The 14,611-nt window shown below is 66.2% G+C and carries 15 protein-coding genes; 8 read left to right on the top strand and 7 right to left on the bottom strand.

Translation table 11 applies throughout. The features are described from left to right. Positions 1 to 4: 4 nt before the first annotated feature. Together ACLJPD_RS06880 and ACLJPD_RS06875 are read left to right on the top strand one after the other, a co-directional pair. A complete protein-coding gene (locus ACLJPD_RS06880; RefSeq protein ID WP_410870879.1) occupies positions 5 to 826 on the top strand; it encodes a hypothetical protein in 822 nt (273 codons plus the stop codon). An 893-nt stretch (positions 827 to 1,719) separates the two neighbouring features. Next, entirely contained in the window at positions 1,720 to 2,451 is a 732-nt protein-coding gene (locus ACLJPD_RS06875; protein WP_410870878.1) for an NYN domain-containing protein, read from the top strand. Between the two features lie 1,196 nt (positions 2,452 to 3,647). On the opposite strand, the gene ACLJPD_RS06870 is transcribed toward ACLJPD_RS06875, so the two are convergent. The 3 genes from ACLJPD_RS06870 to ACLJPD_RS06860 all read right to left on the bottom strand — a co-directional run bounded on the left by ACLJPD_RS06870 (position 3,648) and on the right by ACLJPD_RS06860 (position 4,889). Further along, positions 3,648 to 4,295 (bottom strand): hypothetical protein, encoded by a 648-nt coding sequence (locus ACLJPD_RS06870; RefSeq protein ID WP_410870877.1) that lies wholly within the window; start codon positions 4,293 to 4,295, stop codon positions 3,648 to 3,650. 79 nt (positions 4,296 to 4,374) lie between these two features. Then, positions 4,375 to 4,566, bottom strand: coding sequence for a hypothetical protein (locus ACLJPD_RS06865; RefSeq protein WP_410870876.1), 192 nt, complete (start codon positions 4,564 to 4,566; stop codon positions 4,375 to 4,377). Positions 4,567 to 4,679: 113 nt separating this feature from the next. After that, positions 4,680 to 4,889 carry a BldC family transcriptional regulator gene (locus tag ACLJPD_RS06860; RefSeq protein WP_056814442.1) on the bottom strand — a complete coding sequence of 70 codons (210 nt, stop codon included), beginning with the start codon at positions 4,887 to 4,889 and terminating at the stop codon, positions 4,680 to 4,682. A 181-nt stretch (positions 4,890 to 5,070) separates the two neighbouring features. On the opposite strand from ACLJPD_RS06860, the gene ACLJPD_RS06855 reads away from it, so the two are divergent. From ACLJPD_RS06855 to ACLJPD_RS06835, 5 genes are all read left to right on the top strand, one after another. Continuing rightward, on the top strand, positions 5,071 to 5,397 hold the full coding sequence (locus ACLJPD_RS06855; protein WP_410870875.1) for a DUF4229 domain-containing protein: 327 nt from the start codon (positions 5,071 to 5,073) through the stop codon (positions 5,395 to 5,397). Next, the gene (locus ACLJPD_RS06850) at positions 5,394 to 6,479 is read left to right on the top strand and encodes a PLP-dependent cysteine synthase family protein (RefSeq protein ID WP_410870874.1); all 1,086 of its coding nucleotides are present in this window, start codon (positions 5,394 to 5,396) and stop codon (positions 6,477 to 6,479) included. Before ACLJPD_RS06855 ends, ACLJPD_RS06850 begins: the two co-directional genes overlap by 4 nt. Positions 6,480 to 6,571: 92 nt before the next feature. Continuing rightward, on the top strand, positions 6,572 to 6,793 hold the full coding sequence (locus tag ACLJPD_RS06845; protein ID WP_410870873.1) for a helix-turn-helix domain-containing protein: 222 nt from the start codon (positions 6,572 to 6,574) through the stop codon (positions 6,791 to 6,793). Beyond that, the gene (locus ACLJPD_RS06840) at positions 6,793 to 7,368 is read left to right on the top strand and encodes a Clp protease N-terminal domain-containing protein (protein ID WP_410870872.1); all 576 of its coding nucleotides are present in this window, start codon (positions 6,793 to 6,795) and stop codon (positions 7,366 to 7,368) included. Before ACLJPD_RS06845 ends, ACLJPD_RS06840 begins: the two co-directional genes overlap by 1 nt. Before the next feature lie 54 nt (positions 7,369 to 7,422). Beyond that, a complete protein-coding gene (locus ACLJPD_RS06835) occupies positions 7,423 to 7,818 on the top strand; it encodes a phage holin family protein (RefSeq protein ID WP_410870871.1) in 396 nt (131 codons plus the stop codon). On the opposite strand, the gene ACLJPD_RS06830 is transcribed toward ACLJPD_RS06835, so the two are convergent. Together ACLJPD_RS06830 and ACLJPD_RS06825 are read right to left on the bottom strand one after the other, a co-directional pair. Continuing rightward, positions 7,815 to 8,687 carry a 1,4-dihydroxy-2-naphthoate polyprenyltransferase gene (locus tag ACLJPD_RS06830; protein ID WP_410870870.1) on the bottom strand — a complete coding sequence of 291 codons (873 nt, stop codon included), beginning with the start codon at positions 8,685 to 8,687 and terminating at the stop codon, positions 7,815 to 7,817. The two genes, ACLJPD_RS06835 and ACLJPD_RS06830, sit on opposite strands and share 4 nt — an antisense overlap. A 112-nt stretch (positions 8,688 to 8,799) precedes the next feature. Then, entirely contained in the window at positions 8,800 to 9,264 is a 465-nt protein-coding gene (locus ACLJPD_RS06825) for an SRPBCC family protein (protein ID WP_410870869.1), read from the bottom strand. 113 nt (positions 9,265 to 9,377) lie between these two features. Here ACLJPD_RS06825 and ACLJPD_RS06820 point away from each other — a divergent pair, with 113 nt between their 5' ends. Next, positions 9,378 to 12,725, top strand: a complete 3,348-nt coding sequence (locus ACLJPD_RS06820) for an AfsR/SARP family transcriptional regulator (RefSeq protein WP_410870868.1) — start codon at positions 9,378 to 9,380, stop codon at positions 12,723 to 12,725. A gap of 47 nt (positions 12,726 to 12,772) precedes the next feature. Here the strand turns inward: ACLJPD_RS06820 and ACLJPD_RS06815 are convergent, their stop codons facing one another. Further along, complete coding sequence (locus ACLJPD_RS06815) at positions 12,773 to 13,597, bottom strand: ABC transporter permease (protein WP_410870867.1); 825 nt, start codon at positions 13,595 to 13,597, stop codon at positions 12,773 to 12,775. Beyond that, on the bottom strand, positions 13,594 to 14,580 hold the full coding sequence (locus ACLJPD_RS06810; RefSeq protein WP_410870866.1) for an ATP-binding cassette domain-containing protein: 987 nt from the start codon (positions 14,578 to 14,580) through the stop codon (positions 13,594 to 13,596). Before ACLJPD_RS06810 ends, ACLJPD_RS06815 begins: the two co-directional genes overlap by 4 nt. Positions 14,581 to 14,611: the final 31 nt, after the last annotated feature.

Below are 14,611 nucleotides of genomic sequence, written 5' to 3'. Positions count from 1 at the left end.
GTCGGTGGCGTCGGCTCAGTTGGCCGGCCGAACTCTGAATGACGACCGGCTGATCGCCACGAGGTCGGGGATAGCTGTCCTGGATGGCGCTTCGTCGCATGTCGAGGATGAGCAAATTTCGGGTGGCGAGTACGCCGAATTTCTCGGTGCTGCGATCGGCCGGCGGCTTGACGAGCAGCTGCCGATAGCGGTGCTCCTTGAGGAGTCCATTGCCGAGGCGGCCGAGGTCCTCGAGCTGGGTTCAATCTCGGCGCCGCCATCGAGCACGGTGGTGATTGTCCGCGCCGATCCACGGGGCGAAGCCGCGGTCGAACTGCTGGCGCTCGGCGACAGCGTGATCGTGGTTGGGTACGCAGACGGACTGCAACGCGTCATTTGCGACGAGCGCCTTGGAGCGTTGGGGCTCCCCGAGTCGGATAGGTACCGGTCGCGGCTACGGGCAGGGACCGGGTTCGACCGGACCCACAAGGGGCTCCTTGCGGATCTGCAACTCGGTGAGCGGCGCGCCAGGAATCGGGATGGCGGGTACTGGATCGCGTCAGAAGATCCGGCTGCTGCCCGTCATGCGCTGACCGCGCGGGTCCCGCTCGCTGACGTCGAGTGGGTGCTACTCGCAAGCGATGGCGTGGCCGAACCAGTGGGGGAGCTAGGTCCAGCGTGGAACGACATCGCGCAACTCGACTCATCCGGGCTAGCCGCACTGCTCGAACGGCTCAATGCCTGGGAAGCCGAAGTCGACCCCGATGGACGTCTCATGCCTCGATCGAAGCGGCACGACGATAAGACGATTGCCGTCGTGCGGTTCTGCGTCGACGGCACCGCATAGATCGGCACGCACACCACCAGGAGCCCTGGCCCGTGATCGTGTCGGGGCTTCGTCGTGTTCCAGCCTGCCCGGCTTGGGAGGTACTGCCGCACGAGCTTCGCTCGCTTGCCTCCAAGGATCTGCCTACCGCAGTTCGGTCGGTCGGCAGTCTTGGGACTGCTACGGCCTGCTGCTTGCCCAACCGTTCTTCTGGCCCTTCCTCCGAAGGCAAAATTAGCTCGGATGCTGGGCCGGTCAAGGGTGGCCGTAGGCCATCGCCGGAGGCGACGCGTAGCGCCCTTGAGGGGACCGGGAGCCGGGCGCACCCTAGATGCCGAGGAAGGGCCTCCCTCGTGGTTTCGGCTGGGCGGCAGCCGGTTTGGCGGTGGCACGAACTAGCGAAAAGTGCGCGAAAAGCCCGCACCAACTTGTGACGCCGCCGCGACACGGAATCACGGCCTGGATATGTGGTGTGAGCTGGGCTTTAAGGCGGGATTTCTGCTCACTCCCTCCCCTCCCCAGTTCCACATCTCATCTCCCACTACGTGAACAGAAGATGAGATGTGGAACTGGGGAGGGGAGGGAGCAATCAGAAATCAAAGATCAAATAAGAGATGGGTGGGGTGGTGGTTGAGAGAAAGAGAAGTGGTGCAGTGAGGTGGTATCGGTGGGTTTGCGAGGTGGTTGTGTTGTGAGTCAGTGGCGGTGGTGTAGTCAGGTGTGTGGCTGCGGTCTAGTGCCGCGGCTGTTGTGGTTGGTATGGGTGCGGTGGCGCGTGTGTCGAGTGCGTGGTGGCGCGGTTCGCGACCAGGAGCGGGTGCAGTGACGCGGTCGTTTGCTAGCGGAGCACGCGTTCGCGGGTTCAAGCGTCAGTTGTGTACTGGCAGTTGGAGATCGTCTATTAAGGTCACCGTATGCGGGTGGGTGTCTACATCGACGGGTTCAATCTCTACTACGGTGCACGTGGCCAGTGCGGGCGCAGCACGGCTGGCTGGCGATGGCTGGATCTACGCCAACTCGCGGAGAATGTCGTAGCTGCACAATCCGGATGGTCCGGACCAGTCATTGAGCAGGTTGTCTACTGCACCGCGCCGATCAGCGGAAAAGACAATCCTGCAGGTCAGCTTGAGCAGGACACCTACCTACGTGCCCTTCAGCATGCGAAATCGATCGATTTTCTGTCAAAGGGTAACTACGTGTATCGCGTGGCCACGGCACCGCTCGCTATCGAAGGCAAGAACCATGCACCCGTGCTGAGCAATCCAGCATGGCCGGTGATGGTGAAGGACGGCAGCGGGAAAGAGGACTCCCAGGCGACGTTCTTCGTGAAGGTCGCCCGCCGTGAGGAGAAGGGGTCCGACGTCAACGTCGCTTCGCATCTGCTGATTGATGTGTTGGAGAAGAAGGTAGACGCGGCCGTGGTCGTCAGCAACGACAGTGACCTGGCCTATCCAGTGTCAGAGGCACGGTTGCGCGTACCCGTCGGAACAATCAACCCCGGGAAGGGCTGGCCAGCGAAGAAGCTGGCAGGAGCTCCTTCCGACGGTGTGGGTGGACATTGGTGGTACCAATTCACTGCTGCCGACTACAAGGCTGCCCAACTTCCGGATCCAGTCGGTCACCTCACGAAGCCGTTGCCGTGGTGAGCGAACATGGCTGCTAGCACATCGAGCATGTTGCACATGGTTGGTTTGTTGCACATGGTTGGTTTGTATTGCACTGTTGCTGTCTTCATGGCATCATTGGTGCATACCACGCGCTCCCTCTGGGGGCGGGTTTAATCTCACTAGGAGAGGCTCCGTCATTGGCGGGGCCTCTTCTAGCGTTTGAGGACCTTGTAGCCAAGAGTCATGGCGTGATGGGCTGGTATCGCGAGCTGCGCTCGCGCCTGCGTTCCGCTGAGACTGGCCTGGTGGTTTCCCTCTCCGACCGGCCTGGTCTGAGGGCTATCACCTCGCCCGCCCTCCATCAAAACGCCTTCGGCGCCGCGACGCGGTGGCTGCGCCATTCTGCCTCCGGTCGACCGAGGTGATCGAGACGCCCTCAGGCCGATCGGAGAGGGAAACCACCAGGCCAGCCCCGGGCTCCACTCCTGAAGAGCTTCGCGGCCGGAGCCCGCGCGCGGGGGCTCTGCCCACCGGACCCCCCGCTCTCGGCGAGGCCAGGCGTCCCAGAGAGGAAAGGTGCAACGGTGGCGGCTTCGTCGGTCTACCGGAGCCTCCAGATATCGAGTTGGCGCGTGCCGGGCGAAAGCCCGCCACGCAGAATGATCAAACATGCAGTTCAAGGGCCATTTTTGGGTGAACTGCGCTCGAACTGTCGTGACATGGCCGCAGAGTCTTCAAAAGTACCGATTTAGTGTCGTCTTGAGGGGCGCGCCGAACCGGGGATTGACATACTTGTAGGGCATCCACTAGGCTCGCATTTTTCCATGACTACGAGGCGCGAGCCTAGTGGATGCGGGTGCAGCCGCCGGTATCCTTCCTGCTCAGGCCCTATTCTGTCGACGCGATTCGACATCGTCTTTCGTCGCGCTTGACCGTGCCCGGCGCGCAGCTGGCGTTCGGACAGACGGGGAGTTGGTACGCAGTCAGTACGCAGCGTCATTCGTTGGAGCAAACGCCGCCAACGCCACACTCGGCTAAATCCCTGGTAGATCGAGTCACCAACGCTGGCTATCAATAGCAAACACCGAGAAAGGTGTTCATCATCAACATGGTGATCAGCGGTCTGCACAGCTACGCAGGCCTGAACTAGTCGTTCTGTCGCACCTGATACCGGACATACGTAAGGCCCAGCGGCTCGGAAGAGCTTCTGGGCCTTTGGTGTTCGTATCCGCGGATCAGCAGTAGTAGCAGATCTTGTTGGCCGGGAGCTCCACGTGGCAGTTGAGGCAGACCGGTTTGCGGACCGGTTCGGGCTTGGGGATGGCGACGGTGGTGCGGGGGGCTCTGGGGCGTTTGACGGCTGCCTCGGCTGCTTCGGCGGTGGCCAGGTCCTTGGAGGTGGACTGGCGGATGGCGGCGACCTTCGGGGGGAGGGTGGGCAGGCCGCCGTCGGCGGGGAGGTCGGTGGCGAAATGCTGGTAGCACTGCCAGCGGGCCGCGGCGGCGTGCATTTCGAGATCGTCGGGGATGGGCAGACCCGCGAGTTCGAGGATGTAGCGATAGCCGGTGCCGACCGTCTGGTTCTTGCGTACGCAGAGGGCGCTCAGCGGTGGCTCGTTGTTCTGGTGACAGTGCTCGGCGACCTTGTCCAGGACAACGGGTAGCCAGTGCTGCCACTTCACCGCGGTGTGGATGCCGGATTCTTCCTGCACCAGCTCGGCCAGCTCGGTGTTGACGATGAAGTTGTTGAAGCGGGTGGCGGTGTCGGCCAGCACTTCATGTGCCGCACGAGTCCACTCCGACCGTGCCTCGGTGAACGTCACGGCGCTGCCGTCGGCCGCGCGCCAGGTGGTCGGGACAGAACCCTGCTGCACATCGATCATCGGAATACGTTATCTACCCAGCTCTTTCGCCGCACAACGGGGGTATGTGCGTCAGCTCACGGCGACACACTTCGCGAGGCTACTCGGTGGGGCCGGAGTCGTCGCGGGGTTGTTTGCCGAGGCGCCACAGGAATTCCGGGTCGTCGTCAGGGCCGAGAATCGGTCTGCGCGGGGGCGGGCCGGAATTCGGTCGGGGCAATTCGGGGCCGAACGCCTTCCAGCACAGCACCGCGATGGCCACGATCGCGATGAGTGCCAACAGGTACGTCACGTCGCTCACCTCCTGCTATCGAGGGTAGCCGTGTCCGCGCCGTGTGCACATCCGCAACGGGAGGGAAATATTCGGCGAACGCGAGCCCGTGGGGGCTCGCGTCTGCCGGCGAGTCAGCGGGGTGCTGCCTCGGTGGTGAGCGATCTGAGCAACTGCAAAACCTCGGACTCGCGGAAACGGCGATGTCCGCCCGGTGTGCGCAGGGAGCCGAGCCTGCCGGCATGAGCCCACCTGGTGACGGTCTTGGGGTCTACGTGGAACATGGCGGCCACTTGGCCTGGTGTCAGCAGAGTGTCCTGAAGGCCGACGGTGATCGCAGTCATAGCTAACCTCTCCGTTTCGACAGTTCCCTCATCAGTGGCGTCATCGTCGCACTGCGACCCCTACGTAGTCGAACCACCTACAGTTGGTAAAGGGGAAGTAATAGACAAAAGCCACGAACGAGGCCGCCGGCCGTGCGCAGCTGGTGAACGCTGACGCGTCGGCGCCTATTAGGCTGTAGTCGTGAGTGAAGCAACAGGTCAGCAGGGTTCCGGCGCCGGGAAGCGACTGGTACGCAATCTCGCGCTCTACACACTGGCCAGGCTCGGGCTGGTCGTCGTGATCGCCGCGCTGATCGTCGGCGTCGCCAAACTGATCGGTGTCGAGGTGCCGGTGATCGTCGCGGCGCTGTTCGCGTTGATCGTCGCGATGCCGCTCTCGCTGACATTGTTCAAGAAGCTACGGGTGAAGGTGAACGAGGACATCGCCGTCGTCGACGCGCGCCGCCGCCAGGACAAGGCGCAGCTGCGGGCCCGCTTGCGGGGTGACGACGACAGCACGTCGGCATGAAATACCTCGACCGCAGCGCCCCGCGTGACTGGGTCGACAATGCCGTCCGGCTGATCGACGCCGACACCCAGCGGTCCGCCGACACCCACCTGCTGCGGTACCCGCTGCCCGCCGACTGGCCGGTGCAGCTCTACCTCAAGGACGAATCGACTCATATCACCGGCAGCCTCAAGCACCGGCTGGCGCGGTCGCTGTTCCTGTACTCGATCTGCAACGGCTGGGTGGGCGAGGGTACGACCGTGGTCGAGGCGTCGTCGGGTTCGACGGCGGTGAGCGAGGCCTACTTCGCCAAGCTGCTCGGCCTGGATTTCGTCGCGGTGATGCCGGCGAGCACCTCGCCGCAGAAGGTCGCTCTCATCGAAGCACAGGGCGGCCGTTGTCATTTCGTCGATCGACCGCCGGACATGTACACCGAGGCCAAGCGCCTCGCCGCGGAATCCGGCGGGCATTTCATGGATCAGTTCACCCACGCAGAGCGGGCCACCGACTGGCGTGGCAACAACAACATCGCCGAATCCATCTTCGAGCAGCTGGCGCTGGAGAACCATCCGGTGCCGGAGTGGATCGTGGTCGGCGCCGGCACCGGCGGTACCAGTGCGACGATCGGGCGCTACATCCGTTATCGCAGGCACGCGACGCGCTTGGCCGTGGTCGACCCGGAACACTCGGCGTTCTACGGCGGCTACGAGACCGGCGACCCGGGCTACGAAACCGGAATGCCTTCGCGCATCGAGGGAATCGGCCGCCCGCGCGTGGAACCGTCGTTCGTCGGTCAGGTGGTCGACCGCATGATCGTGGTGCCCGACGCGGCGTCGATCGCCACCGCCCGCCACGCGAGTACCGCGCTCGGTCGCCGCGTGGGCGGCTCGACCGGCACGAACCTGTGGGGTGCCTTCCATCTCGTCGCCGAGCTCGTCGCGGCGGGTCGTAGCGGGAGTGTGGTCACGCTGCTGTGCGACGGCGGCGACCGGTACGCGGGCACCTACTTCAACGACGACTGGGTGGCCGCCCAGAACATGGATCTGACCGGCCCGACCGAGATCCTCACCGAATTCGCCACCACCGGCCGCTGGAACGGCTGACAACTTCTCCGCCCCTTCCGTCCGGGGCGTTCGCGCTCAGCGATGTCAATTTTTGTTGACAAACCACGCAGGCGTCAATCAAAATTGACGTCATGACCGATGCAACAACTCTCGCCTCAGCGGCAGGCAGTCCTGACCCCGCGGTCGGGCTACGCGCTGTGCTCGCACTGCGCAGATTGGCCGACCGCCTCGAAACGATCCAGGTGGCCAACGCCAGAGCCAATGGATGGTCGTGGCAGGCCATCGCCGAGGCGCTCGAGGTGAGCAAGCAAGCGGTCCATCAGAAACACAATCGGAAAGGTGGAACCCGCTGATGTTCGAGAAATTCAGTCGCGAGGCCAAGCTGGCAGTGGTGAGCGCGCAAGCCGATGCCAAGGAACTGGGCGCGCGGCAGATCGGACCGGAGCATGTGCTGCTCGGCGCCGTGTCCAACGCCGATCCCGACCTCCGGGCAGTGCTCGCCGCTCGCGGCATCACCACCGACGGCATCCGCGCTGGTCTCACCGCCCGCGGTGACGAGCCGCCGCTGGGCGCCGATGACGCGCAGGCCCTGCGCTCGATCGGCATCGACCTGGACGCGGTGCAGGCCAGCATCGCCGAGAACTTCGGACCACATGCCTGGGAGCAGGCGGAACCGGAGGCCAAACGCGGCATGGTCGCCCGACTGCTCGGCGCCGGGCACATCCCGTTCACCGGCACGGCCAAGAAGACGCTCGAACTCGCCCTTCGTGAGGCGATCCACCGCAAGGATCGCGAGATCACCTCGGCCTACCTGCTACTCGGAATCCTGCGCGGAGCCGACCCGGCCACCACCGACCTGCTCGGCGGTGGGGACGCGGTGTCGGGTCTGCGCACCGATCTCTACGCGATGCTCGACCGCGCCGCATGAATTCGACTGCGTCAGAGCCCCGCAATGTCCATTTCCGGGCCTAGCATTGCCTGTATGCAACTAGCAATCCGGTTGGTCATCAACGCCATAGCCATCTGGGCCGCGGCCGCGTGGATCGACAAGATCGATGTCATCGTGCCGGCCGAGTGGCAATCGGAGTGGGGCAACTGGGGCAAAGCCCTGGTCCTGCTCATCGTCGCGCTCGTGTTCACGGCGGTCAACGCCGTGATCAAGCCGATCGTGCAACTCCTGTCGCTGCCGTTCGTGATCCTCACGCTCGGCCTGTTCCTCTTCGTGGTCAACGCGGGGATGCTGTGGCTCACCGCCAAGATCACCGAGATCACCGACTACGGCCTTCGCGTCGACGGCTTCTGGGCGGCGTTGTGGGGTGGCTTGATCATCACGCTGGTCAACTGGGTGCTCGGCATTCTGGTCCCCGACGGCGACTAGCCGACGAGCCCGACGGCCAGCGCGCTCAGCGCTGACCACGCCAGCAACGCCAGCCCGGAATCGCGTAGGGCGGGAATCAGTTCCAGCCCGCCCTTGCCGGTGCGCACGGGGGCGTTGGCCCGGATCGCCAGCGGCAACGCGAGCAACCCGGCCAGCGCCCACGGCGTACTCGCGATCAGCGCGAGGCTGATCACGAACGGCGCCGCGAGCAGCACCACGTGCAGGGTGCGGGTGCGCGCGTCGCCGAGTTTCACCGCGAGAGTGACCTTGCCCGACTCGGTGTCGGTCGGGATATCACGCAGATTGTTGGCCACCAGCACCGCGCTGGAGAACGCGCCGACACCGATCGCGAGCAGCAGGCCGACCCAGTCGACCCGCAGCGCCTGCACATACTGGGTGCCGAGTACCGCGATCAACCCGAAGAACACGAACACCGCGATCTCGCCGAAACCGCTGTAGCCGTAGGGCTTGCTACCTCCGGTGTAGAACCAGGCACCCGCCAGGCACACCGCGCCGATCAGCACCAGCCACCACGCCGTGGTCACGGCAAGCACCAGGCCCGCGACCGCGCCGATCGCCAGGCTGAGCACCGCGGCGGTGCGAACAGCCTTGGGGGAGGCCAGCTTCGAGCCGACCAGCCGCAGCGGACCAACCCGCTCGTCGTCGGTGCCGCGAATACCGTCGGAGTAGTCGTTGGCGTAGTTCACCCCGACGATCAGTGCCAGCGAAACCAGCAGTGCCAGTGCCGCTTTCCACCACACGGCCCCGTCGAGCGATGCGGCCGCGCCGGTGCCCGCGAGTACCGGCGCGATCGCGTTGGGCAGCGTCCGCGGCCGGGCGCCCTCGATCCATTCCGCTGCTGTAGCCATGGTTGGAAGCCTAATCCGACCCGGGGACCGCGCGCGCCTCAGTCCCTCGCCGCCGACCGCTGCGAAGGGACGGCTGAACCGGACACGGTGGCTGGGACCAGGTGCTGCGGCGTCAGGCCGGGGCGGATTCGGCGATCGTCTTGAGTTTGGCCAGGCCCTTGTCGAAGTCCTTGCCGATGAGGTTGTCGATCGGGAACACCTTGCCGAGCACGCCCATCAGACCGGAATGAGTGCCCGTCATCTTCCAGGTCACCTCGGTGCCACCGGCGACCGGGTCGAGGGTGAACGTGACGGAATTGGTGGCTTTGAACGGCTTCTCGAAGTCGAGTTCGACACCGATCTCACGTGCGGCGTCGGCTTTGATCTCCATCACGCCCGCACCGGCTTTGCGGTTGCCACGCCAGGCATAACGGGCGCCGACGCCGGATTCCGGGCCGGTGTAGGTGCGCGCGAGTTGCGGGTCGGCGTCTTCCCATGGCGACCACAGTCGCCACTGGTGGAAGTCGGCGATCAGTGCGTGGATTCGTGCCGGTTCGGCGGCGATGGTGGTGCGCCGCGACACCTCGAAGTTGCCCATGTGGGTGAGCCTAAAGCGAGGTGGGGACAAATTCGCGGGACACATCGACCGTGGTGTCACAGTGTGCGCGGACCGGGAACCCGGCACAGTGCTCGCCTACGATGACATCCGGCATGTCTGTACAGCACCGCGGCCCCGAGGGGTCGCCCTCCGAGGCACTTTCCCGCGTTGTCGTGGGGGTACTCGGCGTGATCGCGATCCGCCGCGACGACGCCATGATCGCGTTACCCGGCGCCCGCGCCAGATTGCTGCTCGCTGCCCTCGCGGTGCACCCCGGCCGGGCGCGCAGCGCACCATCGCTGATCGATGAGGTCTGGGGCGATCGACCGCCTCGCGCACCGATGAACGCCCTGCACACCCAGGTCTCGCGACTGCGCGCGCTGCTGCCAGAGGGCGCGCTGGAGATCGGACCCGCGGGCTACCGGCTGACCTTGCCCGCCGACAGCGTCGACCTCACCGCGCTCGCCGCGCTCACCCGCCGAGCCGACGAGTACCTGGCCGCGGGAAACACCGCGGACAGCCTCGCCACGATCGCACTGGCGCGCACCCTGTGGCGCGGCGAACCGGGTGCCGACCTCCCCGATTCCGCCCCCGCCGACGACCTACGCGCGGCCGCCGACGACCTGCGCCGCCACCTCGATCACGTCGAACTCACCGCGCACACCACCGAGCGCGACTTCACCGCCGCCATCCCGCTGGCCCGTGCCGCCACCGCGGCCGACCCGGTGGACGAAGCCGCCCACACCACCCTGATCCGCCTCCTCGCCACCGCGGGCCGAACCAACGAAGCACTCGAAGTCTTCGCCACCTACCGCCTGCGACTGATCGAAGAACTCGGCGCAGACCCGGGTCCGGCTCTGCTCGCCCTCAACACCGCCGTCCTGCGTGGCGAGCCGATCGAAGCTGAGCTCGGGCGCACGAGCAATGGCGATTCGCCTGCCAGGTTGGCGTCGAGCCACACCCCGACACCGCGTACAGCGGCCGGCCTGCGCGCAGCGCCGAATGAATTGCTCGGTCGCACAGCGGATCTCGATGCCATCGCCGACCTGACACAGCGCTCCAGGGTGACGACCGTCCTGGGGCCGGGCGGCACCGGCAAGACCAGGGTCGCCAACGCGGTGGGTGAACGGCTGTCCCGTTCGGTGCCGGTGGTGCTCGTCGAATTGGCCTCGGTGCAGGCCGAATCGGAGGCAGGCGCCGAATCGCGCACCGGCATCGAGGTCGCGATCGGGCAGGTGATGGGCCTGGGTGAGGTGCGCGAGTCGGGCGCTATCCGGGCGGGCAGGCACATCGACCCCAGCACCCGCCTGCGTGCGGCGCTCGCGGCGCGGCCGATGGTGTTGATTCTGGACAATTGCGAGCACGTGATCGAGGCCGCGGCCGAGGTGGTCGCCGATCTCGTGGGCAGTTGTGCCCAGCTGACCGTGCTCACCACCAGCCGCTCACCGCTGGCGATCACCGCCGAATCCGTCTATCCCCTCGCCCCTCTGCGAATCGACGCGGCTGGTTCACCTGCCACGGAACTGTTCTCGGCCCGGGCGCGGGCGGTACGCCCGGACGTGCGTCTGGACCCCGACACGGTGGCCCGGCTGTGCCGGACCCTCGACGGCCTCCCCCTGGCGATAGAACTGGCCGCCGCGCGGGTTCGCACGATGAGCGTCGCCGAGATCGAGACCAGGCTCGAGCATCGTTTCGCCCTGTTGCGCAGCGGTGATCGGTCCGCGCCACACCGGCATCGCACGTTGCACGCGGTGATCGCCTGGAGCTGGAACCTCCTCGACCCCGAGCAGCAGGTGACGCTGCGCAGACTGAGCCGTTTCCCGGCCGGGTTCTCCCTGTCCGCGGCCGAGATCGTCGCCGCGGGACCGGATGTGGCCGCCGCGGTCGACGGGCTGGTGGGTCAATCCCTGCTCACGGTCCTCGACGACCCCGACGGCGCGGGCATCCGCTACCGCATGCTCGAAACGGTCCGCGAGTTCGGCGCCGAACAGGTCACCGCCGCCGACGCGGTGACCGACGGCGCGGAATCAGCGCTCGTTGTCGACAGAATGTTCTGCTGGGCAAGCGAATTCGCGCTGTCATCGTTTCGCGGTTACCGCGGTGGCGATCAGGTGACGTCGGTTCTCGCGATAACCGCCGACCTGGACAACCTGGTCGCCGTGCTGCGCACCGCTGTCGATCACGCCGATTCACACACCGCCTACTCGGTCTTTCCGGTCGTGGCCATGGTCTGGGTGATGCGCGGCGCACATCTGGAATTCACCGGGTGGGCACTGCGATTGGTTGCCCTCGTGCCGCCGCCACCGTCCTCGGGTGAGGCCGCCGACCTGCAGATGATCGCGCATCTGCTGACCTGCCTGCACATGCTGTTCCTCAAGGACGGTGGCGTCCGCGCGACGGCGATCGTGCGCATCCGCGCGCGTCGGCTGCTGACGAACCCCGATCTTGATCCGGGCCTGGCCTTCCTCGGTGCGGTGATCACCGTGCGGCTCGCGGCCTTCCGCTTGGGCAGGCTGTTCGCGCGCCGTACGCGCTCACCTCATCAGCAGGTCCGGGTCGCCGCGCTGGTGGCGCGCGCCAACTTCTGGGAGAACGCGGGCAACGGCGCAGGCTCGACGCGCGACTCCTTACGCGCACTCCACGACATGGACCCGGCCGAGGTGTGGGGCATGGCGACGGTGTGTCAGCACCTGGCCCAGCTGTCCGGCCAGTCCGCGCACTATGGCGACGCCGTCCACTACTACCGGCGCGCGCTCGAGCTGATGGGCAAACTCCGGGTGCACGACGAGATCATGGAGAGTCGCTGCTACCTGGCCGCTTCGCTGGTCGGCAGCGGCCAACTCGAGCAGGCACGCGCCGAACTCGATTTCATTGTGCGATTGGATGATTCCGGCGTCAGCCCGGTCGACGACCCCACCGTCCGCCGCAACCACCGGCTGGCCAACGCTGCCACCGCCCTCGCCGAACTCGAGCTCGCCGAGGGCGATATCGACGCAGGGCTCCGCCACTACCGCCGCGGTCTGGAGCTGATCGGGTGGCCCGAGTTCGAACCGACGCCAGGCCCCGGTTCGCTGGTGACAGCGGCGGCCACCGTGAGCGCCCATGTGCTGCACGGCCGGGCGGCCGTTGTCGCCGGCCTGGTGACCGAGATGATCGAGACCGCCGATCAACGGTTGGCACAGTACGTAGACCTGCCACAGATAGGTGTGGTCGCGTGCGCATACGGTTCCTACCTGCTCGCCACCGAGCCCGGGAACCCCGACGGACTCGAACTGCTCACGCTGGCAAGGACATCGATGGCCAGGCAGGACGGCCCATCGACGGCACTGGCCGCGCACTTCGCCCTGCATCGCAGTGCGGTGGGCGATGCCGCGATGGATGCCGCGCTGCATCGCGCGGCGAGTACCCGCCGGCTCGACGCCGCCATGCGGATCATGGAGATCATCGCCCGACCGCGCTGACCCGACAACGGCACCCGACCCAGTGGATCGGATGCCGTTGTGGGAGTTCAGGCCCGGCGCATGTAGGCACGCACCGCCAGTGGCGCGAACACCGCGATCACCACGAGCGAACCGACCAGTGACCAGACGAGATCGGTGCCGTAACTGTTGGAGTTCATCAGTTCCCGGCAGGTGTTGACCATGTAGTACACCGGGTTGGCGTGGTTGAGCGCCTGCATCCAGCCGGGCATGGTGCTCACCGGGGCGAAGGCGCCGGACATGAATGTCAGCGGGAACATCACCATCATCGAGATGCCCTGCACCGACGCGGCGCTCTTGCCGGTGACACCGACCAGCGCCCAGATCCAGCTCACCGCGAACGAGCACACCACCACCATCAGGCAGGCCGCGACCACACCGACCGGCCCCCCGCCGGGCCGGTAGCCGAGGGCCAGCCCGACCAGCACGGTCAGCGTCGAGGCGATGGCGTAGCGCACCATATCGGCCAGCAGAGCGCCGGCCAGCGCCGAAACCCGGGCGATGGGCAGGGATTTGAAGCGGTCGAACACGCCCTTGTCCATGTCCTCGCGCAGTTGCGTACCGGTGACCACGGAGGTCAGCACCACGGTTTGCACGAGGATGCCAGGGATGAGCACCGGCAGGTAACCGGACACGCTGCCCGAGATCGCGCCGCCGAAGATGTAGGTGAACAGCGCGGTGAACAGGATCGGCTGCACCGTCACGTCGAAGAGCTGTTCCGGATTGTGTTTGATCTTGAGCAGGCCGCGATAGGCCATGGTGAACGAGGTGGAGACCGTGTCGCGCAGGCCGATTCGGTCGCTGGCCTCGGGCAGATCGTCGGTCTGTGCGGGAGCGGTGAGAACAGCGGTCATGCCGCGCTCCGTTCGGTGTCGTCGGATTCGTCGGCCGGGTGGCCGGTGATGGTGAGAAAGACTTCGTCGAGCGTCGGCTTGCTGACAGCGATCTCGGCGACCCCGATCTCCAAGTCGCGCAACCGGATCAGCAGGTCGGCGGTGAGATTCGGGTCGGGCAGCGGCGCGGTGAGCCTGCCCGCTTCGGGGCTGATCTGCGCGCTCACACCGAGGAAGTCGCCGACGATGCGGCGGGCTTCGTCGAGCTGTTCGGGATCGACCAGCGTCAGGTGCACAGACGAGCCGCCGACGGAGGCTTTCAGTTCGTCGGCGGTGCCGTCGGCGATCACCTTGCCGCGGTCGATCACCGCGATCCGGTCGGCCAACTGGTCGGCTTCGTCGAGGTACTGGGTGGTGAGCAGGACCGTCGCGCCCTCGCGGACCAACCTGCGGATGGTCTCCCACATCTGCGCGCGGGTGCGCGGATCGAGGCCGGTCGTCGGTTCGTCGAGGAACAGCAGTGGCGGGGTGGAAATGAGACTGGCGGCGAGGTCGAGGCGCCTGCGCATGCCGCCGGAGAAGTTCTGCAGCGGTTTGTTCGCGGCCTCGGTGAGGTCGAACTCCGCGAGCAGTTCGACAGCCTTGCGACGGGCATCGGGCCTGCTCAGTCCTAGCAGCCGACCGAAGATGATGAGGTTCTCGGTGGCGCTGAGCATCTCGTCGACCGAGGCGTACTGGCCGGTGACACCGATCAGTGAGCGCACCGCGTTCGGCTGGGCCACCACGTCGCGGCCGAAGATCCGGGCGCTACCGCCGTCGGGCCGGAGCAGGGTCGCCAGCATCTTGATGGTCGTGGTCTTGCCCGCGCCGTTCGGCCCGAGCACGCCATAAACAGCACCGCGCGGCACCGTCAGGCTCACTCCGTCGACCGCTCGCTGCTCGCCGAACACCTTGACCAGCCCGTCCGCCTCGACGGCGGGGGATGAAGTGGGTGTGTAAGTCATGAGCACACCGTGCCCACCCCGACTTGCACGC

It is taken from the genome of Nocardia sp. A7 (genome assembly GCF_046549215.1).
In the GTDB taxonomy this organism is placed as follows: Bacteria; Actinomycetota; Actinomycetes; order Mycobacteriales; family Mycobacteriaceae; genus Nocardia.
The sequence above is the reverse complement of the archived record's forward strand: the minus strand, read 5'-3'. Positions and strand labels throughout refer to the sequence as shown.

What these genes read in the sequence shown, in the direction of transcription:
- ACLJPD_RS06825 (WP_410870869.1), bottom strand. Translation starts at nt 9,264, where the DNA reads ATGGGCAACTTCGAGGTGTCGCGGCGCACCACCATCGCCGCCGAACCG.
- ACLJPD_RS06845 (WP_410870873.1), top strand. Translation starts at nt 6,572, where the DNA reads ATGACCGATGCAACAACTCTCGCCTCAGCGGCAGGCAGTCCTGACCCC.
- ACLJPD_RS06820 (WP_410870868.1), top strand. Translation starts at nt 9,378, where the DNA reads ATGTCTGTACAGCACCGCGGCCCCGAGGGGTCGCCCTCCGAGGCACTT.
- ACLJPD_RS06830 (WP_410870870.1), bottom strand. Translation starts at nt 8,687, where the DNA reads ATGGCTACAGCAGCGGAATGGATCGAGGGCGCCCGGCCGCGGACGCTG.
- ACLJPD_RS06810 (WP_410870866.1), bottom strand. Translation starts at nt 14,580, where the DNA reads ATGACTTACACACCCACTTCATCCCCCGCCGTCGAGGCGGACGGGCTG.
- ACLJPD_RS06840 (WP_410870872.1), top strand. Translation starts at nt 6,793, where the DNA reads ATGTTCGAGAAATTCAGTCGCGAGGCCAAGCTGGCAGTGGTGAGCGCG.
- ACLJPD_RS06835 (WP_410870871.1), top strand. Translation starts at nt 7,423, where the DNA reads ATGCAACTAGCAATCCGGTTGGTCATCAACGCCATAGCCATCTGGGCC.
- ACLJPD_RS06870 (WP_410870877.1), bottom strand. Translation starts at nt 4,295, where the DNA reads ATGATCGATGTGCAGCAGGGTTCTGTCCCGACCACCTGGCGCGCGGCC.
- ACLJPD_RS06875 (WP_410870878.1), top strand. Translation starts at nt 1,720, where the DNA reads ATGCGGGTGGGTGTCTACATCGACGGGTTCAATCTCTACTACGGTGCA.
- ACLJPD_RS06815 (WP_410870867.1), bottom strand. Translation starts at nt 13,597, where the DNA reads ATGACCGCTGTTCTCACCGCTCCCGCACAGACCGACGATCTGCCCGAG.
- ACLJPD_RS06860 (WP_056814442.1), bottom strand. Translation starts at nt 4,889, where the DNA reads ATGACTGCGATCACCGTCGGCCTTCAGGACACTCTGCTGACACCAGGC.
- ACLJPD_RS06850 (WP_410870874.1), top strand. Translation starts at nt 5,394, where the DNA reads ATGAAATACCTCGACCGCAGCGCCCCGCGTGACTGGGTCGACAATGCC.